Source organism: Luteimonas padinae (assembly GCF_014652935.1).
GTDB lineage: Bacteria > Pseudomonadota > Gammaproteobacteria > Xanthomonadales > Xanthomonadaceae > Luteimonas > Luteimonas padinae.
Window position 1 is genome coordinate 147,360 of the sequence record NZ_BMZT01000006.1, and the last position, 16,807, is coordinate 164,166.

At 70.6% G+C, this 16,807-nt stretch carries 17 protein-coding genes and 1 tRNA gene; 9 read left to right on the forward strand and 9 right to left on the reverse strand.

The window, feature by feature from the left end:
- The first annotated feature begins 42 nt into the window (after positions 1 to 42).
- Positions 43 to 960, forward strand: a complete 918-nt coding sequence (locus tag IE168_RS08610; RefSeq protein WP_189497244.1) for a branched-chain amino acid transaminase — start codon at positions 43 to 45, stop codon at positions 958 to 960.
- 18 nt (positions 961 to 978) lie between these two features.
- On the opposite strand, the gene IE168_RS08615 is transcribed toward IE168_RS08610, so the two are convergent.
- From IE168_RS08615 to IE168_RS08640, 6 genes are all read right to left on the reverse strand, one after another.
- Positions 979 to 2,328, reverse strand: coding sequence for a sensor histidine kinase (locus tag IE168_RS08615; RefSeq protein WP_229823284.1), 1,350 nt, complete (start codon positions 2,326 to 2,328; stop codon positions 979 to 981).
- Entirely contained in the window at positions 2,315 to 2,998 is a 684-nt protein-coding gene (locus tag IE168_RS08620) for a response regulator transcription factor (RefSeq protein WP_189497249.1), read from the reverse strand. The genes IE168_RS08615 and IE168_RS08620 overlap by 14 nt, the downstream gene beginning before the upstream one ends.
- A 268-nt stretch (positions 2,999 to 3,266) precedes the next feature.
- A complete protein-coding gene (rimK, locus tag IE168_RS08625; protein ID WP_189497251.1) occupies positions 3,267 to 4,196 on the reverse strand; it encodes a 30S ribosomal protein S6--L-glutamate ligase in 930 nt (309 codons plus the stop codon).
- An 18-nt stretch (positions 4,197 to 4,214) separates the two neighbouring features.
- On the reverse strand, positions 4,215 to 4,592 hold the full coding sequence (locus IE168_RS08630; protein ID WP_189497254.1) for a DUF6746 family protein: 378 nt from the start codon (positions 4,590 to 4,592) through the stop codon (positions 4,215 to 4,217).
- 89 nt (positions 4,593 to 4,681) lie between these two features.
- A tRNA-Gly gene (locus tag IE168_RS08635) sits at positions 4,682 to 4,755 on the reverse strand.
- 77 nt (positions 4,756 to 4,832) lie between these two features.
- Positions 4,833 to 6,668: an autotransporter domain-containing protein gene (locus IE168_RS08640; protein WP_189497256.1), complete on the reverse strand. Its 1,836-nt coding sequence runs from the start codon at positions 6,666 to 6,668 to the stop codon at positions 4,833 to 4,835.
- A gap of 141 nt (positions 6,669 to 6,809) precedes the next feature.
- Between IE168_RS08640 and thiS the strand changes: the two genes are divergently transcribed.
- The 4 genes from thiS (at position 6,810) to IE168_RS08660 (ending at position 10,644) form a co-directional block, all read left to right on the forward strand.
- Positions 6,810 to 7,010, forward strand: coding sequence for a sulfur carrier protein ThiS (gene thiS, locus IE168_RS08645; RefSeq protein ID WP_189497258.1), 201 nt, complete (start codon positions 6,810 to 6,812; stop codon positions 7,008 to 7,010).
- Between the two features lie 27 nt (positions 7,011 to 7,037).
- Positions 7,038 to 7,838, forward strand: coding sequence for a thiazole synthase (locus IE168_RS08650; protein ID WP_189497260.1), 801 nt, complete (start codon positions 7,038 to 7,040; stop codon positions 7,836 to 7,838).
- A 184-nt stretch (positions 7,839 to 8,022) separates the two neighbouring features.
- The gene (gene trmB / locus IE168_RS08655) at positions 8,023 to 8,793 is read left to right on the forward strand and encodes a tRNA (guanosine(46)-N7)-methyltransferase TrmB (RefSeq protein WP_189497262.1); all 771 of its coding nucleotides are present in this window, start codon (positions 8,023 to 8,025) and stop codon (positions 8,791 to 8,793) included.
- 9 nt (positions 8,794 to 8,802) lie between these two features.
- On the forward strand, positions 8,803 to 10,644 hold the full coding sequence (locus tag IE168_RS08660) for an SLC13 family permease (RefSeq protein ID WP_189497264.1): 1,842 nt from the start codon (positions 8,803 to 8,805) through the stop codon (positions 10,642 to 10,644).
- Here IE168_RS08660 and IE168_RS08665 read toward each other — a convergent pair whose 3' ends face one another.
- Complete coding sequence (locus IE168_RS08665; protein ID WP_189497266.1) at positions 10,645 to 11,016, reverse strand: Rieske (2Fe-2S) protein; 372 nt, start codon at positions 11,014 to 11,016, stop codon at positions 10,645 to 10,647.
- Positions 11,017 to 11,065: 49 nt separating this feature from the next.
- Here IE168_RS08665 and IE168_RS08670 point away from each other — a divergent pair, with 49 nt between their 5' ends.
- From IE168_RS08670 to IE168_RS08685, 4 genes are all read left to right on the forward strand, one after another.
- Entirely contained in the window at positions 11,066 to 11,362 is a 297-nt protein-coding gene (locus IE168_RS08670) for a hypothetical protein (protein ID WP_189497271.1), read from the forward strand.
- Between the two features lie 26 nt (positions 11,363 to 11,388).
- Positions 11,389 to 12,102, forward strand: coding sequence for a fumarylacetoacetate hydrolase family protein (locus tag IE168_RS08675; protein ID WP_189497273.1), 714 nt, complete (start codon positions 11,389 to 11,391; stop codon positions 12,100 to 12,102).
- A gap of 34 nt (positions 12,103 to 12,136) precedes the next feature.
- Positions 12,137 to 12,550, forward strand: a complete 414-nt coding sequence (gene mscL, locus IE168_RS08680) for a large-conductance mechanosensitive channel protein MscL (RefSeq protein WP_189497275.1) — start codon at positions 12,137 to 12,139, stop codon at positions 12,548 to 12,550.
- A gap of 249 nt (positions 12,551 to 12,799) precedes the next feature.
- A complete protein-coding gene (locus tag IE168_RS08685) occupies positions 12,800 to 14,260 on the forward strand; it encodes a M28 family peptidase (protein WP_308430347.1) in 1,461 nt (486 codons plus the stop codon).
- A gap of 323 nt (positions 14,261 to 14,583) precedes the next feature.
- Here IE168_RS08685 and IE168_RS08690 read toward each other — a convergent pair whose 3' ends face one another.
- Complete coding sequence (locus IE168_RS08690) at positions 14,584 to 15,360, reverse strand: TrmH family RNA methyltransferase (RefSeq protein ID WP_189497277.1); 777 nt, start codon at positions 15,358 to 15,360, stop codon at positions 14,584 to 14,586.
- Complete coding sequence (locus IE168_RS08695) at positions 15,329 to 16,765, reverse strand: alanine/glycine:cation symporter family protein (protein WP_189497279.1); 1,437 nt, start codon at positions 16,763 to 16,765, stop codon at positions 15,329 to 15,331. Before IE168_RS08695 ends, IE168_RS08690 begins: the two co-directional genes overlap by 32 nt.
- Positions 16,766 to 16,807: the final 42 nt, after the last annotated feature.

Below are 16,807 nucleotides of genomic sequence, written 5' to 3' on the forward strand. Positions count from 1 at the left end.
CCGCTGCGGCACAATGGCGGTCCACCGCAGCGGAGCAGCGCCATGCAGTACCCCGAATGGATCTGGCACAACGGCGGCATCAAGCCCTGGGCCGAAGCCAACACCCACGTCATGTCGCACGGCCTGCACTACGGCTCGTCGGTGTTCGAAGGCATCCGCGCCTACGCCACCCCCGGCGGCAGCGCGATCTTCCGCCTGCAGGACCACACCCGCCGCCTGTTCGCCTCGGCGCGCATCTACGACATGGCGATCCCGTACACACCCGACGAACTCGACGCCGCCTGCCACGAGGTGGTGCGCCGCAACGGCCTGCGCCAGGCCTACCTGCGCCCGGTGGCGTGGCGTGGCCTCGGCGGCTTCGGGCTGAGCGCGGAAACGCCGATCGACGTCGCGGTGGCGTCCTGGCACATGGGTCCCTACCTCGGCGACGGCGCGCTGACCGAAGGCATCGACGCCTGCGTCTCGAGCTGGCAGCGCTTCGCGCCCAACACCATCCCGGCCGGCGCCAAGGCCGGCGGCAACTACCTGTCCGGCCAGCTGGTCGCGCGCGAGGCGCGCCGCCTGGGCTTCGGCGAAGGCATCGCGCTGGCGTCGACGGGCCTGCTCAGCGAAGGCGCGGGCGAAAACCTGTTCCTGGTCTTCGACGGCGCCCTGCACACCACGCCGGTGAGCGCCGCGCTGCTCAACGGCATCACCCGCGACTCGATCATCCGCCTGGCGCGCGACGCCGGCATCGCTGTGGTCGAGCGCGACCTGCCGCGCGAGTACCTGTATCTCTGCGACGAACTGTTCATGTGCGGCACCGCCGCCGAGATCACCCCGATCCGCTCGGTCGACGGCCGCCAGGTCGGCGCCGGCCGCGCCGGACCGGTGACCCTGCGCCTGCAGGAGCTGTTCTTCGGGCTTTTCGACGGCCGCACGCCCGATCGCCACGGCTGGCTGGAGCCGCTGCGCGACTGAGCCCGTGGCCGGAGCGGGTCAGCCGGTCCCGGCCTCGTCGTCGTCGACATCGAAGCGCAGCGTGGCCACCACGCCGCGCTCCGCACCGGGCACCACGCGCACCCGCCACTGGTAGAGGCGGCACAGCCGGCGCACGATCGACAGGCCGATGCCGCCGCCGTGCGTGTGCTCGGCGTGGCTGCCGCGATAGCCGCGCTCGAACAGGTGCGCGGCATCCTCCGCGCTCAGGCCCGGCCCCGAATCGACCACCTCGACCGAGCGCTCGTGCAGGCGCACGACCACCCTGCCCGCGGTGGTGTATTTCACGGCGTTGCCGATCAGGTTGCCCAGCGCCACCGAGACCGCCGCTTCCGGCGCATCCACCACCAGCCGGCCGGGCTCGCCTTCCAGACAGAGCTCCAGCGCCTTGGCGCCGAGCTGCGGGCGATGCGCGTCAAGCAGCTGTTCGGCGACGCGGTAGACATCGGTGTTGCCGTGGCCGCGCTCGGCGCGCGACAGCAGCAGCAGTGCGCTGATCAGGTCGGTGCACTGCGCCTCGGCGCGCTGGATGCGCTGCAGGCGCACGAGCGTCTTGTCGTCCAGCCCGGGGCGCGACAGCAGCAGCTCGACCGCGCCCTTGATCACCGCCAGCGGCGTGCGCAGCTCGTGGCTGACGTCGGCGTTGAACTCGCGGTCGCGCTGCACGACCTCGGTCAGGCGCGCGGCGTAGTCGTCGAGCGCGGTCGCCAGCTCGCCGACCTCGTCGTCGGGGAAATGCGGCGCCAGCGCCACCGGGCGCGCGCTGTCGTCGGACGCGCCCAGCAGGTTGGCCAGCTCCGACACCGGCCGCATCACGCGCGAAGCCGACCACCAGCCGATGATCCCGGCGAGCACGGTGAACAGCACCACCGCCGCGATCAGGATCAGCTTGATGCGCGCGCGCACCTCGGCGGTGCTGGTCATGTCCTGGGCGACGAAGAACCAGTAGTCCGGATCCTTCTTGACCACCAGCCGGTAGACGAAGGGCTCGCCGTCCTCGATGCCGTTCATGTTGTAGACGCCGGATTCCAGCGGGATCCAGTCCGCCTGCGCGTTGTGCCACTTGTCTGGGCCGAAGACATAGGCGCGCACGCTGCCCAGCGGCGACAGCTGCGCGGTCTGGTCCTGGTAGAAGCGCTCGGCGTAGTCGTCGAGGTTCTCCTTCAGTACCGTGCCGACGGCCTGGTCCTCGACCACCGCGCCGACGTAGGCCGCGGCGATCGCGAACATCGCCGTCAGGCCGAGGCCCAGCAGGGCGAACGACAGGATGATGCGGCTGCGCAGCCTGCGGCGGTACCGACGCCGCCCGAGCCCCCTGGGCGCGGGCGGCGCCGCGTCAGCTTGAGGCATCGGGCGCGGCGATGCGGTATCCGATGCCATGGCGGGTCTGCACGAGCTGGGTCGGGAACGGCTTGTCGATCACCGCCCGCAGCCCGTGGATGTGCACGCGCAGGCTGTCGGAATCCGGCAGCTCCTCGCCCCACACGCGGGTCTCGAGCTCCTGGCGCGTGACCACCGCGGGCGCGGCCTCCATCAGCGCCTGCAGGATCTTGAGCGCGGTGGGGTTGAGCTGCACCAGCTTGCCGGCGCGCCGCACCTCGAGCGTGTCGAGGTTGTACTCGAGGTCGGCGACCTCGAGCACGCGGGTCTGCACGCCCTTGCCCCGGCGCGACAGCGCGTTGAGCCGGACCTCGACCTCCTGCAGCGCGAACGGCTTGATCAGGTAGTCGTCGGCGCCAGAGTCGAAGCCGGCGAGCTTGCTGTCGAGGCTGTCGCGCGCGGTGAGCATGAGCACCGGGGTCTGCTTGCGGGCCTCGTTGCGGAGCTTGCGGCAGACCTCGATGCCGTCCATGCCCGGGAGGTTCAGGTCCAGCACCACGGCGTCGAAGTCGTGGACCACCGCCAGGTGCAGCCCGGTCACGCCGTCGGCGGCGAAGTCGACGGTATGGCCGCGGTCCTCCAGGTAGTCGCCCAGGTTCGCGGCGATGTCCTGGTTGTCTTCGATCACGAGTATGCGCATGCATGGATCCTGTGGTTGGGCCGGACGATGGACCACCGCGCCGGGCGCGCGTTCCCTTGTGCCGGCCGATTCTTGCACACCTTGCCCGACCGCCCGAGATGCGGCGTGCACCGGACAGAAAGCGGCCCGGGCAACGAGTGTGCCCGGGCCGAACGTAGTGCCCCGATGACCGCGATCCACGACTGGCTGGAGAGTTCAGATGACGCCGGAAGGATTTCGGCGGGCCCACTCTGCGGGGAGCACGATTAAAGAGGCGTTAAACACCGCGTTAATCTTTCGTTCGCGCGCGACGTCTCACGCGGGTCCGGGATTTCATCCCGCCGCCCGTGGCGCCGGCCGCAACGAATTCGACGATCAGGCCGGCAACATCGACGCCCGTGGAACGCTCGATGCCCTCCAGCCCTGGCGAGGCGTTCACCTCCAGGACCAGCGGTCCGCGCGCGGACAGGATCAGGTCGACTCCGGCCACGCCCAGCCCGAGCACCCTGGCCGCGCGCACGGCGACCTCGGCCGCCCCTGGATCCAGGTCGAACGCCTCGGCCACCCCGCCCCGGTGCAGGTTGGCGCGGAAATCCCCGTCCGGTGCCTGCCTGCGCATGGCCGCGACCACCCGGTCGCCGACCACCAGGCAGCGGATGTCGGCGCCGCCGGCCTCGGCGATGTACTCCTGCAGCAGGAAGGTGGCGTACAGCCCGCGCAGCGCGTCGACCACGCCGCGCGAGGCGGATGGTTTCTCGGTCAGCATCACCCCGCGGCCCTGGCTGCCCTCGGTGAGCTTGATCACGTGCGGCGGCGGGCCCAGCATCGCCAGCAGGTCGTCGGTGTCGTCGGGATTGTCGCCGAACACCGTCACCGGCATGTCGATGCCCTGCACCGCCAGCAGCTGGTGGCAGCGCAGCTTGTCGCGCGCCGCGGCGATCGCCGCGGATGGATTGGGCGTATGGCAACCCATCAGCTCGAACTGGTGCAGCACCGCGTTGCCGTAGCGGTTGATCGAGGCCCCGATGCGCGGGATGACCGCGCCATAGCCCGCCAGCGACTGCCCCTTGTAGTGGAGCGCGAACCCGTCCTTGCCAATGCGCATGTAGCAGCGCAGCGGATCGAGCACGCGGACGCTGTGCCCGCGCTGGCGCGCCGCCTCGACCAGGCGGCGGGTGGAGTACAGCCGGGTGTTGCGCGACAGGATCGCGAACTTCATGGGCGGTCGCCGGCGGGATTACGGTGCCAGCTTCGAGGATGCGTCGAGGTACCTGCGGCCCTGCGCGCGCACGGTGTCGACCTCGAAGCGCTCGGACGCGACATGGACCGCTTCCAGCGCCTCCGCCATGGCGTCCACCTCGGAGTCGATCTTCTCCAGCGCGTTCTCGAGCGTGTAGGTCAGCTCGTGGATCTTCGCGGTGTCCTCGGGACCCAGCTCGTCCTTGGCCAGGATGGCCTGCAGCTGCGCGTTGTACGTGGACAGGTGCGCCAGCGCCTCGTCCAGCGTGGCGGCCCGCTCGCCTTCGAAGTGGTCGGGACGCTCGTCCGCATGCGCGGCGCCGGACAGCCCCAGTGCGAGCACGGGCGCGACGATCAGGAGGGTCGGGTGCTTCATGGTCATTCCTCGGACGGCTAAACCGGGAATGATAGAGAAGCCCATCGAAGGCCGCATGCATGCCAGCTGCACGCAGGGCCTTCCGGAAATGGAGCGGGCGATGGGAATCGAACCCACGCTAGCAGCTTGGGAAGCTGCAGTTCTACCATTGAACTACGCCCGCGCGAGGCGGCCAGTCTAGGACGGGGCCACCGGATTTGGCAACGCCGCGCAGCCGCATGGCCGCGCGGCGTCGCTTGCTCAGAACCCCGCGCCGATGCTGGCGAACACCATCGAATGCTTGCCGCCCTTCTGCCCGCTGTTGACGCTGGCGCCGATGTCGGCGTCCAGGCCGAACAGCTTCGTGCGCGCGCCGAAGGTCAGCGTGGTCCAGGACTGGTCGTACTCCACCCCGGGCACTGCATATGGCAGCGAGCCCGTGATCGACTGCGAGCGCGCGAAGGCCTGCGCGGCCTCGTCCTCGAACTCCCGGTCGATGGTCAGGCGCGCATACGGCGCCAGGGTGTCGTGGATGGCGTAGGACAGCTGCCAGCCCGCGCTGCCGACCGTCGAGTCGAACTCCTGGTCGAGATAGGCCAGCGAGGTCGACAGGCCGGGATCGCTCTCGGCAAAGCCGTCGACCTCGACCCGCTGCGCGACCACGCCGATCACCGGGCCGTGGCGCAGGGCGCCCTCGCCGAACTCCCAGCCGCCCTGCACCGCAAGCGCCAGGCTGCTGCCGTCGGTGGAGCCGCCGTGGGTGCGCAGCGCCGGGCCCAGCGGCACCTGGCGCTCGATGTCGAAGTCGAGGCTGGTGTAGCTGAGCTGGGCGTTGAGCCAGCCACCCGACTCCGCGGACCAGCCGATGTAGCCGCCGATCGAGGCCTCGGACTGGTCCCAGTTGCCGCGGCGGCTGCCCCAGTCGTTGCCCTGCACGCCATAGCCGATGAAGCCGCCATAGGCCAAGCCGTCGCGGCCCCAGTCCATGCCGACCAGCAGCGCCGGGCCGGTGCCGTCGTAATGGTCGCCGTGGGCATAGCGCTGGAAGTCGCCGCGCAGGTCGGCCCACCAGCGCGCGCCCTCGGCGTCGCCGCGGTTGCTGACCTGCGCGCCGACGCGCTGGGCGCGGTTGCGTCCCGTGGCCGCCGCCGAATGCGGCAGCACCGCCATCTGGCGTGGGCCCTCGATGGCGGCGATGGCCAAGTCGGCCAGCGCCACGTGCGCGCCGCTGGCCGGGTGCACGCCGTCGGCGAACAGATAGGTCTGCGGCGCGTCGGGGCTGACCAGGCTGGTGGGGTTGCAGGTCAGCGACTGTGCGGTGATCTGCGGCATGCAGGCGGTGCCGGTGACGTTGGCGATCCCGAACTGCGCCGGATCGGCGGCCACCTCGCGCAGGAAGGCGAAGGTGTCGACCGGGATCACGGCCAGGCCGTTGCTGGCCAGCGTGGAGAACAGGGCCTGGTTGTAGCCGGTGGCCAGCGCGGTGCCCTGGGCGGCCGCGGCCGGGCCCTGGGCGCGGAACGACGGCGTCAGGCCGAGGTCCGGGATGTTCGGCACCAGCACGTAGCGCGCGCCGGCCGCCTGCAGGCCGCCGATGATCCCGACCTGCGCGCCCACCGCGCCGCCGATGATCGCCTGGGCATTGCCGGGATCGGTGGTGACCGCGAACAGGTCGTTGGCGCCGCCCCAGACCGTGTACAGCGCGTCCGGATCGGCCCGGCCGCCGTTGGCGGCGAGGTAGCCCGCGGCCTGGGTGGCCAGGGAGGGCGTGAAGCCCAGCGCACCGGTGACGTCGACGCCGTTGCGCGCGCCGCCGGCGGCGTGGTTGTCGCCGGTCTGGCCGTTGCCGTTGGGGCGCGCCTGGGTGCCGTAGTGCTCGGCCAGCCACTGCGACCACACCAGGCCCGGGTTGGTGGTGAACTGGCCGGTGACCGCCTGCACGTTCGGCGGCAGCAGCGGCCGGAAGTAGCCGGCGTCGGTCAGGCTGTCGCCGAAGAACACCGTGCTGGAGAACGGCTGGTCGTGGGCGGCGGCGGGCAGGACCGCAAGCGCCAGGGCGGCGGCAAGCGCGGTGCGGACGGTACGGGACTTCGACATGGAGGCTCCTCTGCGATGGACCATCCGGGCGCAGGGGCGCCGGACAGCGACCGGGCATCGTTCCACGCCGCGGCGGCCGCGCTCAATGTGCACTGCGGCATGCGCATGCATTCCCGGCGCTGGCGGGCGACAATGTCCGCCATGGACATCATCCTCAACGGCGAGCCGCAGGCCCTGCCCGGCCCCTGCACCGTGCTCGCACTGCTGGAATCCAGCGGCCTGGGCGGGCGCAAGGTCGCGGTGGAGGTGAACGGCGCCATCGTGCCGCGCAGCCTGCACGCCGAACACGCGCTGAAGGACGGCGACCGCATCGAGATCGTGCACGCGCTCGGGGGCGGCTGAACGGCGAACTTGCGCAATAATGGCGCAATGACCAGCCAAGACATCCACGGCGACGACAGCCTCGTCATCGCCGGCACGCGCTACCGGTCCCGCCTGCTCACGGGCACGGGCAAGTTCAAGGACCTCGACGAGACCCGCCGCGCCACCGAGGCCGCGGCGGCGGAGATCGTGACCGTCGCCATCCGCCGCACCAACATCGGCCAGGACCCGGGCGAGCCCAACCTGCTCGACGTTCTGCCGCCGGACCGCTACACGATCCTGCCCAACACCGCCGGCTGCTACACCGCCGAGGAGGCCGTGCGCACCCTGCGCCTGGCCCGCGAGCTGCTCGACGGCCGCAAGCTGGTGAAGCTGGAAGTGCTGGGCGACCAGAAGACCCTGTACCCGGACGTGGTGCAGACGCTGAAGGCCGCCGAGCTGCTGGTCGCCGACGGCTTCGACGTGATGGTCTACACCTCCGACGACCCGATCCTGGCGAAGCAGCTGGAGGAAATCGGCTGCGTGGCGGTGATGCCGCTGGCCGCACCGATCGGCTCGGGGCTCGGCATCCAGAACAAGTGGAGCCTGCTGGAGATCGTCGACAACGCCAAGGTGCCGATCATCGTCGACGCCGGCGTGGGCACCGCGTCCGACGCCGCTGTCGCGATGGAGCTGGGCTGCGACGGCGTGCTGATGAACACCGCCATCGCCGGCGCGCGCGAGCCGGTGCTGATGGCGCACGCGATGAAGCTCGCCGTCGAGGCCGGCCGCGCCGCCTTCCGCGCCGGCCGCATCCCGCGCAAGCGCTACGCCAGCGCCTCGTCGCCGGTCGACGGCCTGCTCGGCTGATGACGCCCGACGCCCCCGCTCCCATCGCTGCCCCCGCCGCTGCCCCTGCCTATGTAGGAGCAGCTACAGCTGCGACCCCACACCCCGGCGACCAGAACCGGTGGCGGCGTATCGGCGGCATCGCGGGTCGCAGCTGTAGCTGCTCCTACAGGGGCGGGGGTGGGAACCTTGGGGATTTCGGGGCATGACGGATCCGTTCTCCAGCCCGGGTTCCAAGGCGCCGCCGAAGCCTTTCACGGTCGAGGACGGCGTGCGCCGGGTGCGCAGCTTCGTGCTCCGCCAGGGGCGCTTCACGCCGGCGCAGCAGCGCGCCTTCGACGCGCTGTGGCCGCGCTTCGGCCTCGACTACGCCGGCACCCCGCGCGACTTCGACGCCGCCTTCGGGCGCGCCGCGCCGCGGATCCTCGAGATCGGCTTCGGCAACGGCGAGGCGCTGCGCTTCTCGGCGGCGAACGATCCCGGCCGCGACCACATCGGCATCGAAGTGCACGCGCCCGGCGTCGGCCGCCTGCTCAACGCACTGGCCGAGGACGGCAGCGACCACGTCCGCCTCTACCACCACGACGCCGTCGAGGTGCTGGAGAACGAAGTCGCCGACGGCAGTCTCGACGAGGTCCGCATCTACTTCCCCGATCCCTGGCACAAGAAGCGCCACAACAAGCGGCGCCTGGTGAACCCCGCGTTTGCCGCACTGCTGGTGCGCAAGCTCGCGCCCGATGGCCGCTTGCACCTCGCCACCGATTGGCAGGACTATGCGGAGCAGATGTGGGACGTGCTCGACGCCACGCCGGGACTCGCCAACCGCGCCGGCCCGCGCGGGCACGTGGCGCGGCCGGACTGGCGGCCTCAGACGCACTTCGAAAGCCGCGGCCAGCGCCTCGGCCACGGGGTGTGGGACCTGCTCTACGACAGGGTGCCCGACGACGGCAGGCCCGACGCCACCACCGGGGACTAGACGCAGGACATGGAGACGCTGGCCCTCACCACCGACATGAAGCTCGTGCTCGGGCTGGTCGCGCTGGTGATGGTGCTGTTCCTGTTCGAGCGCGTGCGCGCCGACCTCGTGGCGCTGGTGGTGCTGGTGGTGCTGGGCCTGACCGGCCTGGTCGCGGCCGAGGACATCTTCAATGGCTTCTCGTCCAACGCGGTGATCAGCATCATCGCGACCATGATCCTCGGCACCGGCCTGGATCGCACCGGCGCCCTCAACCGGCTGGCGGCCTGGCTGCTGCGGCGCTCGAAGGGCGCGGAGAAGCGGCTGCTGCTCTACACCTCGGCGATCGCCGGCCTCAACTCGTCGTTCATGCAGAACCCGGCGGTGATGGCGCTGTACCTGCCGGTGGCCTCGCGCCTGGCCTCGCGCACCGGCCTGCGGCTGTCGCGCTTCCTGCTGCCGATCTGCGCCGCGATCATCATGGGCGGCTCGCTGACCATGGTCGGCAACTCGCCGCTGATCCTGCTCAACGACCTGATGGTGGCGGCCAACGCCAACCTGCCCTCCGGCGTGGCCACGCTCGAGCCGCTGCCGATGTTCGCGCCGCTGCCGATCGGCCTGACGCTGCTGGTGATCGCACTGGCCTACTTCCACTTCTTCGGCGACCGCCTGCTGGGGGGCGGCGGCGAAAGCGACGGCAGCGTCACGCCCGCGCGCACGCAGAGCTACTTCGCGCGCGCCTACGGCATCGAGGGCGACGTGTTCGAACTCACCGTCAGCGCCGACAGCCCGCTGGTGGGCATGGCCCTGGGCGAGGCGGAAACCCTGCACGGCGCCCCGCTGCTGCTGGCGCTGAAGACCGGCAACGACTCACGCCTGGCGCCACCCGGTGACGCCCGGATCTGGGTCGGCAGCGTGATCGGCGCGATGGGCCCGCGGCAGCAGGTGGCCGACTTCGCGCAGAACAACATGCTGCGCATGTCCACGCGCCTGCGCGAGTTCGGCGACCTGTTCAACCCCAGCCGCGCCGGCATCTCCGAAGCCGTGGTGCCGCCGACGTCGAAGTTCATCGGCAAGAGCGCCGCCGAGCTCGCGATGCGCAAGAACTACGGCATCAGCCTGCTGGCGGTGAACCGCGACAAGGAAGTGCTGCGCGACGACGTCCGCAACCTGCCGCTGCGCGCCGGCGACATGCTGGTGCTGCACAGCATCTGGCAGGACCTGGCGCAGACCGCCGCGAACCGCGACTTCGTCGTGGTCACCGACTTTCCCAAGGGCGAGCAGCGGCCGCACAAGTTCAAGGTGGCGATGGCGATCTTCGCCGTCACCATCCTGGTGGCGCTGGGTTCGGACCTGCCGACCTCGATCGCGCTGATGACCGGCGTGGCCGGCATGCTGGTCTGCGGCGTGCTGAAGATGGACGAGGCCTATTCGGCGATCAGCTGGAAGACGGTGTTCCTGATGGCCTGCCTGATCCCGCTGGGCTGGGCCATGGACACCAGCGGCGCCGCGGCCTGGATCGCGGGGCACACGATCGAGGAGCTGCCTGATGGACTGCCGGTCTGGGTGATCCAGTTCACCGTGGCGGCGCTGACCTCGGCGTTCTCGCTGGTGATCAGCCACGTCGGCGCAACCATCGTGATGGTGCCACTGGCGATCAACCTGGCGCTGGCGGCCGGCGGCGACCCGACCGCGTTCGCGCTGGTCGTGGCGCTGGCGGCCTCCAACAACCTCGTGACCGCCTCGAACCCGGTGGTGTCGATGGTGACCGGCCCCGCCGACTACTCGGCGCGCGACCTGTGGCGCGTGGGCAGCGCGCTGTCGATCGCCTACCTGGTGGTGGTGGTGGCGATGGTCAACCTGATCTTCTGATCAGGCCAGCCAGACCGCGCCATCGCGCACTTCGACGGCCACCGCGCGCAGCGACTCGCCGCGGCAGGGCCCCGCCTCGCAGACGCCGCCGGCGGTCTCGAAGCTGGCGCCGTGCACCGCGCACACCAGCAGCCCCTCCTTCGACACCAGGAACTTCCCCGGCGCCCAGTCCAGGCGGCGGCCGGCGTGCGGACAGACGTTGAGCCAGGCGCGCACGGCACCGCCGGCATCGCGGTGCAGCACCAGCGATTCCATGACGCCGTCGACCGGCCCCTCGGCCTCGGCGAAGCCGCCGGCAGGCAGGGCGTCGAGCGCAAGCAGCGGCGCTGCGGAGTCGCCGGTTAACACTTCACTTACAACTTCTGCCGCCATCGGTCCGATACTCACCCATCACCAAGTCTTCACATTCTGGCACCACCGCATGATCAACCGCACCTTCCGCAGCGCCCACGCCCGCTTCGATGCCAGCCAGTTCGGCGCCCTGTTCGCGCCGCGCAAGCCCAGGCACCCCCTGGCGCGCGTGGCCGTGGGCCTGCTCGGCCTGGCGCTGCTGGCCGTGCTGCTCGTGGTCGGCGTCGTGGTCGGCACCGCGATGCTGGCGCTTGGCCTCGCGCGCCGCCTGCTGAGCCGCCGCCCCGCGGCGCAGGTCCGCCCGGGCAGCATTGTCGACGCCGAGTACCGCGTGGTCGACAAGCCGGCGCACACCCTGCCCTACTGAGCGCCCCGCGCTTTCCGGAGCCCCCGATGACCGACGTGATCCCCGCGCCGGAGCCGATCCGCGTGCCCGTGCGCGGTGGCGGCCATTTCCCCGTGCGCCGCGTGTACTGCGTGGGCCGCAACTTCGCCGACCACGCCCGCGAGATGGGCGCGCAGGCGCCGGCATCGAAGGCCGAGCGCGGCAGCCCGGTGTTCTTCTCCAAGCCCGCCGACGCCATCGTGACCGGCGGCGAAGTGCGTTACCCGCCGGCCACGGCCGACCTGCACCACGAGGTCGAACTGGTGGTGGCGCTGGGCCGAGACGCGCCCGACGGCGTGCTCGACCCGGCCGACGCGCAGGCGCTGGTGTTCGGCTATGGCGTGGGCCTCGACCTCACCCGCCGCGACCTGCAGGCGGCGGCCAAGAAGGCCGGCCTGCCCTGGGACACCGGCAAGGGCTTCGACGAATCGGCGCCGATGAGCGAGCTGGTCCCGGCCGCCGGCATCGGCGAGCTGGCTCCGCGGCGGCTGTCGCTGCGCGTCAACGGTTCCGAGCGCCAGGCCGCCCCGCTGTCCGACCTGATCTGGGACGTGCCCGACATCCTGCACGAACTCTCGAAGCTCTACGCGCTGCGCGCCGGCGACCTGGTCTTCATGGGCACGCCCGCGGGCGTGGCCGCGCTGTCGCCGGGCGATGCCTGCGAGGCGCGCCTGGACGATGCGATCGTGCTGCGGTGTCGGATCACGCCGCCACGCGTGTAGGCTAGCCCCTCCACCATCCACTAAGGAAACCCCGATGGGCATGATCAGTGAATTCAAGGAATTCGCGATGCGCGGCAACGTCATCGACCTCGCCGTCGGCGTGGTCATCGGCGCGGCCTTCGGGAAGATCGTCACCGCCCTGGTCGACAACGTGATCATGCCGCCGATCGGCCTGCTCATCGGCGGGGTGGATTTCTCCGACCTGGCGATCACGCTGAAGCAGGCCAGCGTCGATGCCGCGGGCGAGGTGGTGCCCGCGGTGGAAATCGGCTACGGCACGTTCCTCAACGCCCTGATCCAGTTCATCATCGTGGCGTTCGCGATCTTCATGATGGTCAAGGCGATCAACCGCCTCAACCGCAAGGAAGAGGCAGCGCCGGAAGCGCCCGCCGAGCCCAGCGAGGACGTGCTGCTGCTGCGCGAGATCCGGGATTCGCTGAAGCGCTGAAGCGCCGGGACCCGAGCGCCTCTTCTTTCCCCTGCCCGCGGGGGAAGATGGCCGAAGGCAGATGGGGGCAGTCCCGCGGAAAAGCCCCGTCAAGGAACCCCGCATTCTTGCGGGGTTCTTCTTTTGAAGGCTTGCGGCAAGCTTCGCGCCCATCCCCTGCGATGCGGGGACTTCCCCGCAGCCGGTAGAAGGGAGCGCTGGAGGTGGGGCTTGCTAAGCTGCGGGCTCCCTCAGATGCAGCGGAGCGCCATGCGCCTGGTTCCGATGTTGCTCGCGGCGGCGATCGCCGCTGTCGTCCACCTTCCCGCCGCCGCCACCGTGGCTGCCGAGGCCGCCAACACCCCTGCCGCCAGCGTCGCGCCCGCCGCGCCCGAGACCCGCATCAGCGACGCCTCGATGGCCGTCGCGGCCCAACTGCGCGAGACCGCGCTGGCCAGCAGCCTGGCCTGGGACATCACCGAATCCCTGACCACCGAAGTCGGCCCGCGCCTGGCCGGCAGCGAGGCCGACGCACGCGCGGTCGAATGGGCGAAGGCGAAGTTCGCCGAACTCGGCTTCGACCGCGTCTGGACCGAGCCGGTGACCTTTCCGAAGTGGGTCCGCCGCAGCGAGCGCGCCGAGGTGCTGGGCGCGAACGCGCAGCCGCTGGCGCTGACCGCGCTGGGCGGCAGCCCCGCGGGCACGATCGAGGCCGAGGTGGTGCGCTTCGCCGACCTCGCCGCGCTCGAGGCCGCGCCGGCGGGCTCGCTTGCCGGCAGGATCGCCTTCGTCGACTACCGCATGGAGCGCGCCCGCGACGGCAGCGGCTACGGCCCCGGTTCACGCGTGCGCAGCCGCGGCCCCTCGGCGGCGATCCGCGCCGGCGCCGCGGGGTTCCTGATGCGCTCGGCGGGCACCGACTCGCACCGCAATCCGCATACCGGCATCACCCGCTTCGACGAAGGCCTGGAGCCGGTGCCGTCCGCCGCGCTGGCCGTGCCCGACGCCGACCAGCTGGCGCGCCTGCTCGCGCGCGGCCCGGTGCGCCTGCGCCTGGCGCTCGACTGCGGCTGGGACGGCGAATACACCTCGCAGAACGTGATCGGCGAGATCACCGGAAGCCGCCACCCCGACGAGGTCGTGCTGATCGGCGGCCACCTCGACTCCTGGGACCTCGGCACCGGCGCGGTCGACGATGCCGCCGGCGTCGGCATCACCATGTCCGCCGCGGTGCACATCGCGCGGCTTCCGCAACGCCCCGCGCGCAGCATCCGCGTGGTCGCCTTCGCCAATGAGGAGCAGGGCCTGCACGGCGGTTTCGCGTATGCGGACCAGCACGCCGGCAACGTGGCCCGTCACCAGCTGGTGGCCGAAAGCGACTTCGGCGCCGGCCGCATCTACGGATTCGGCACCGGCGCACCGGCACACGCGAAGTCGGCCGAAGCGCGCATCGCCGAAGCGCTGGCGCCGCTGGGCATCGAACACATGCCCGGCGAAGGCAGCCCGGGGCCGGACGTCATCGGCATGGCGCGCAAGGGCGCCACCTGGGCCTGGCTCGGCCAGGACGGCAGCGACTACTTCGACCTGCACCACACGCCCGACGACACGCTCGACAAGATCGACCCGGAAGCGCTGGCACAGAACGCCGCGGCGTATGCCGTCTTCGCCTACCTGGCGGCGGATGCGGACGGCGACTTCGGCAGCGCGCCGGTGGCGGCCGGCGCGGATTGAAGAGTCTTTTTTGCCGCGGATTTGCGCGGATGCGCCGCGGATTTGCGCGAATGGAGCAAAGGCTTTTGCCACGGATGACGCGGATTTCGCGGATTTACGCGGATCTGGCCGAGGCGGGATTGTGGCTCGGAGCCCATCCAACCAACTCGCCAAAGGCCATTCATGGAAAAAGCCTTACAGCGCCTGATGCAGACCATGGCCGCAGACTGATCCGAGTAAATCCGCGAAATCCGCGTCATCCGTGGCAAAGCTTTTCCGCTTTTTCCTCCGCCCTGCTCTATCCGCACAGATCCGTGGCAAAGCTTTTCCAGACCGCAGCCCCTCTACAGCGCGACCTGCCACCAGCGCGCGAGCAGGACGGCGGTCGCGGCGGCGACGTTGAGGCTTTCGACGGCGCCGGTGCCCGGGATCGACAGCTGCAGGTCGCAGGCTTCGGCCAGTGCCGGTGACATGCCCTCGCCTTCGTTGCCCAGCACGTAGACCAGTCTTTGCGGCAGTTCGGCCGCGAAGGCGTCGTCACCGCCGCGCACCACGGTCGCGGCCAGGCCGAAACCGGCGCCGCGCAGCTGGGCGATGGCGTTGTCCTCGCGGCCCAGGCGCACCAGCGGCACCGCTTCGGCGCCGCCTTCGGCCACGCGCGCGGCGGCGCCGGAGAGCTGCAGCGGCGAGTGCTTCGGCAGCAGCACGGCCGCGCCGAAGTTGGCGGCCGAGCGCAGGATCGCGCCGAGGTTGTGCGGGTTGCCGACGCCGTCCAGCCACAGCGCGCAGGCCGGGCCCTCGCCGAGGTCGCGCAGCCACGCGGTCAGCGCCTGCGGCGCCTCGCGCAGCACGTCGGCCACCACGCCCTCGTGGTGGCTGCTGGCGGCGAGCCTGCGCAGATCGTCCTCCTCCACCACCCGATAGCCGACGCGGTTGGCCACGCACCACTTCAGGAGCGGCTGCAGGCGCGGGATCATCGCTTCGGCCAGGTACAGCTTGCGGATCGCCTCGGGGCGGCGCGCGAACACGGCCTGCACGGCGTTGAAGCCGTGCAGGCGGATCTCGTCGGTGGAGCCCGCCTTCGCCATGTCAGTCCTTCCTGCGTTCCCAGAAGGCCGCATTGCGGATCCCGAGCGATACGGGATCGAACTCCGGGTCCTTGCCTTCCTTCTTCTGTCGCTCGTAATCACGCAGGGCCAGCAGTGCCGGCTTCTGCAGGATCAGGATGGCGACGATGTTGAGCCAGGCCATCAGCCCGACGCCGATGTCGCCAAGCGTCCACGCCGCGCCGGCGGAGCGCACGGAGCCCAGGACCACGGCGAGCAGGATGAACACGCGCAGCGCCAGCGTCATCCACGGACGATGCACCTTGCGGTTGATGTAGGCGATGTTGGTTTCTGCCATGTAGTAGTAGGCGATGATCGTGGTGAAGGCGAAGAACAGCAGCGCCAGCGCCACGAAGCCCGCTCCGTACCCGGGCATGACCGATTCCACCGCGGCCTGGGCGAAGCCCGGCCCCGCTTCGATGCCGGGCAGCGCCTCGACCAGCATGGCGCCCTCGGGCGAGGCCACGTTGTACATGCCCGTGGACAGGATCATGAACGCCGTCGCCGAGCACACCAGCAGCGTGTCGACGTAGATCGAGAACGCCTGCACGTAGCCCTGCTTGGCCGGGTGCGAGACCTCGGCGGCGGCGGCGGCATGCGGACCGGTGCCCTGTCCGGCCTCGTTGGAATAGATGCCGCGCTTGACGCCCCATTCCACCGCGAGGCCCAGCATCGCGCCGAAGCCGGCCTCCATGCCGAAGGCGCTGCTGAGGATCAGCGAGACCATCGCCGGCACCTGCTCGGCATTGAGCACCATGATGACGAAGGCGACCAGCATGTAGGCCAGCGCCATGAACGGCACCACGAACTCGGCGAAGCGGGCGATGCGCTTGACGCCGCCGAAGATGATGAAGCCCAGCGCCAGCACGACGCCGGCGGCGGTGACCGTGGGCGGCACGCTCCAGGCATTGTCCATGCCCGCGGCGATGCCGTTGGCCTGCACGCCGGGCAGGAAGAAGCCGGTGGCGACGATGGTGACGACCGCGAACAGCCATGCGTACCACTTCTGGCCCATCGCCTTGTCGATGAAGTACGCCGGGCCGCCGCGGTAGCGCCCGTCGTCGTCCTTCTCCTTGTAGATCTGCGCCAGGGTCGACTCGATGTAGGACGTGGACGCGCCGAGGAAGGCCATCACCCACATCCAGAACACGGCGCCCGGCCCGCCGAAAGCGATCGCCGTGGCGACGCCTGCGATGTTGCCGATGCCCACCCGGCCCGACAGCGAAATGGCCAGTGCCTGGAACGACGACACGCCGGCCTGCGAGGACTTGCCCGAAAGCAGCAGCCGGATCATTTCCGGCACGTGGCGCAGCTGCATGAAGCGGGTGCGGATCGAGAAATAGAGGCCCGCGCCGAGGCAGAGCGCGATCAGCGCCTTGCTCCAGATGAGGCCGTTGAGGGTGGCGAGGAACTCGTCCAAAGGCTGGCTCCGGTGATGGGTTTCAGTGCACCGGCACCAGGA

Bases quoted from the DNA above. Each gene is read 5' to 3' on its own strand.
- IE168_RS08630 (WP_189497254.1), bottom strand. From the start codon at position 4,592: ATGAAGCACCCGACCCTCCTGATCGTCGCGCCCGTGCTCGCACTGGGG.
- IE168_RS08690 (WP_189497277.1), bottom strand. From the start codon at position 15,360: ATGCGGCCTTCTGGGAACGCAGGAAGGACTGACATGGCGAAGGCGGGC.
- rimK (WP_189497251.1), bottom strand. From the start codon at position 4,196: ATGAAGTTCGCGATCCTGTCGCGCAACACCCGGCTGTACTCCACCCGC.
- mscL (WP_189497275.1), top strand. From the start codon at position 12,137: ATGGGCATGATCAGTGAATTCAAGGAATTCGCGATGCGCGGCAACGTC.
- IE168_RS08675 (WP_189497273.1), top strand. From the start codon at position 11,389: ATGACCGACGTGATCCCCGCGCCGGAGCCGATCCGCGTGCCCGTGCGC.
- thiS (WP_189497258.1), top strand. From the start codon at position 6,810: ATGGACATCATCCTCAACGGCGAGCCGCAGGCCCTGCCCGGCCCCTGC.
- IE168_RS08670 (WP_189497271.1), top strand. From the start codon at position 11,066: ATGATCAACCGCACCTTCCGCAGCGCCCACGCCCGCTTCGATGCCAGC.
- IE168_RS08665 (WP_189497266.1), bottom strand. From the start codon at position 11,016: ATGGCGGCAGAAGTTGTAAGTGAAGTGTTAACCGGCGACTCCGCAGCG.
- IE168_RS08660 (WP_189497264.1), top strand. From the start codon at position 8,803: ATGGAGACGCTGGCCCTCACCACCGACATGAAGCTCGTGCTCGGGCTG.
- IE168_RS08640 (WP_189497256.1), bottom strand. From the start codon at position 6,668: ATGTCGAAGTCCCGTACCGTCCGCACCGCGCTTGCCGCCGCCCTGGCG.
- IE168_RS08620 (WP_189497249.1), bottom strand. From the start codon at position 2,998: ATGCGCATACTCGTGATCGAAGACAACCAGGACATCGCCGCGAACCTG.
- IE168_RS08650 (WP_189497260.1), top strand. From the start codon at position 7,038: ATGACCAGCCAAGACATCCACGGCGACGACAGCCTCGTCATCGCCGGC.
- IE168_RS08615 (WP_229823284.1), bottom strand. From the start codon at position 2,328: ATGCCTCAAGCTGACGCGGCGCCGCCCGCGCCCAGGGGGCTCGGGCGG.
- trmB (WP_189497262.1), top strand. From the start codon at position 8,023: ATGACGGATCCGTTCTCCAGCCCGGGTTCCAAGGCGCCGCCGAAGCCT.
- IE168_RS08685 (WP_308430347.1), top strand. From the start codon at position 12,800: ATGCGCCTGGTTCCGATGTTGCTCGCGGCGGCGATCGCCGCTGTCGTC.
- IE168_RS08610 (WP_189497244.1), top strand. From the start codon at position 43: ATGCAGTACCCCGAATGGATCTGGCACAACGGCGGCATCAAGCCCTGG.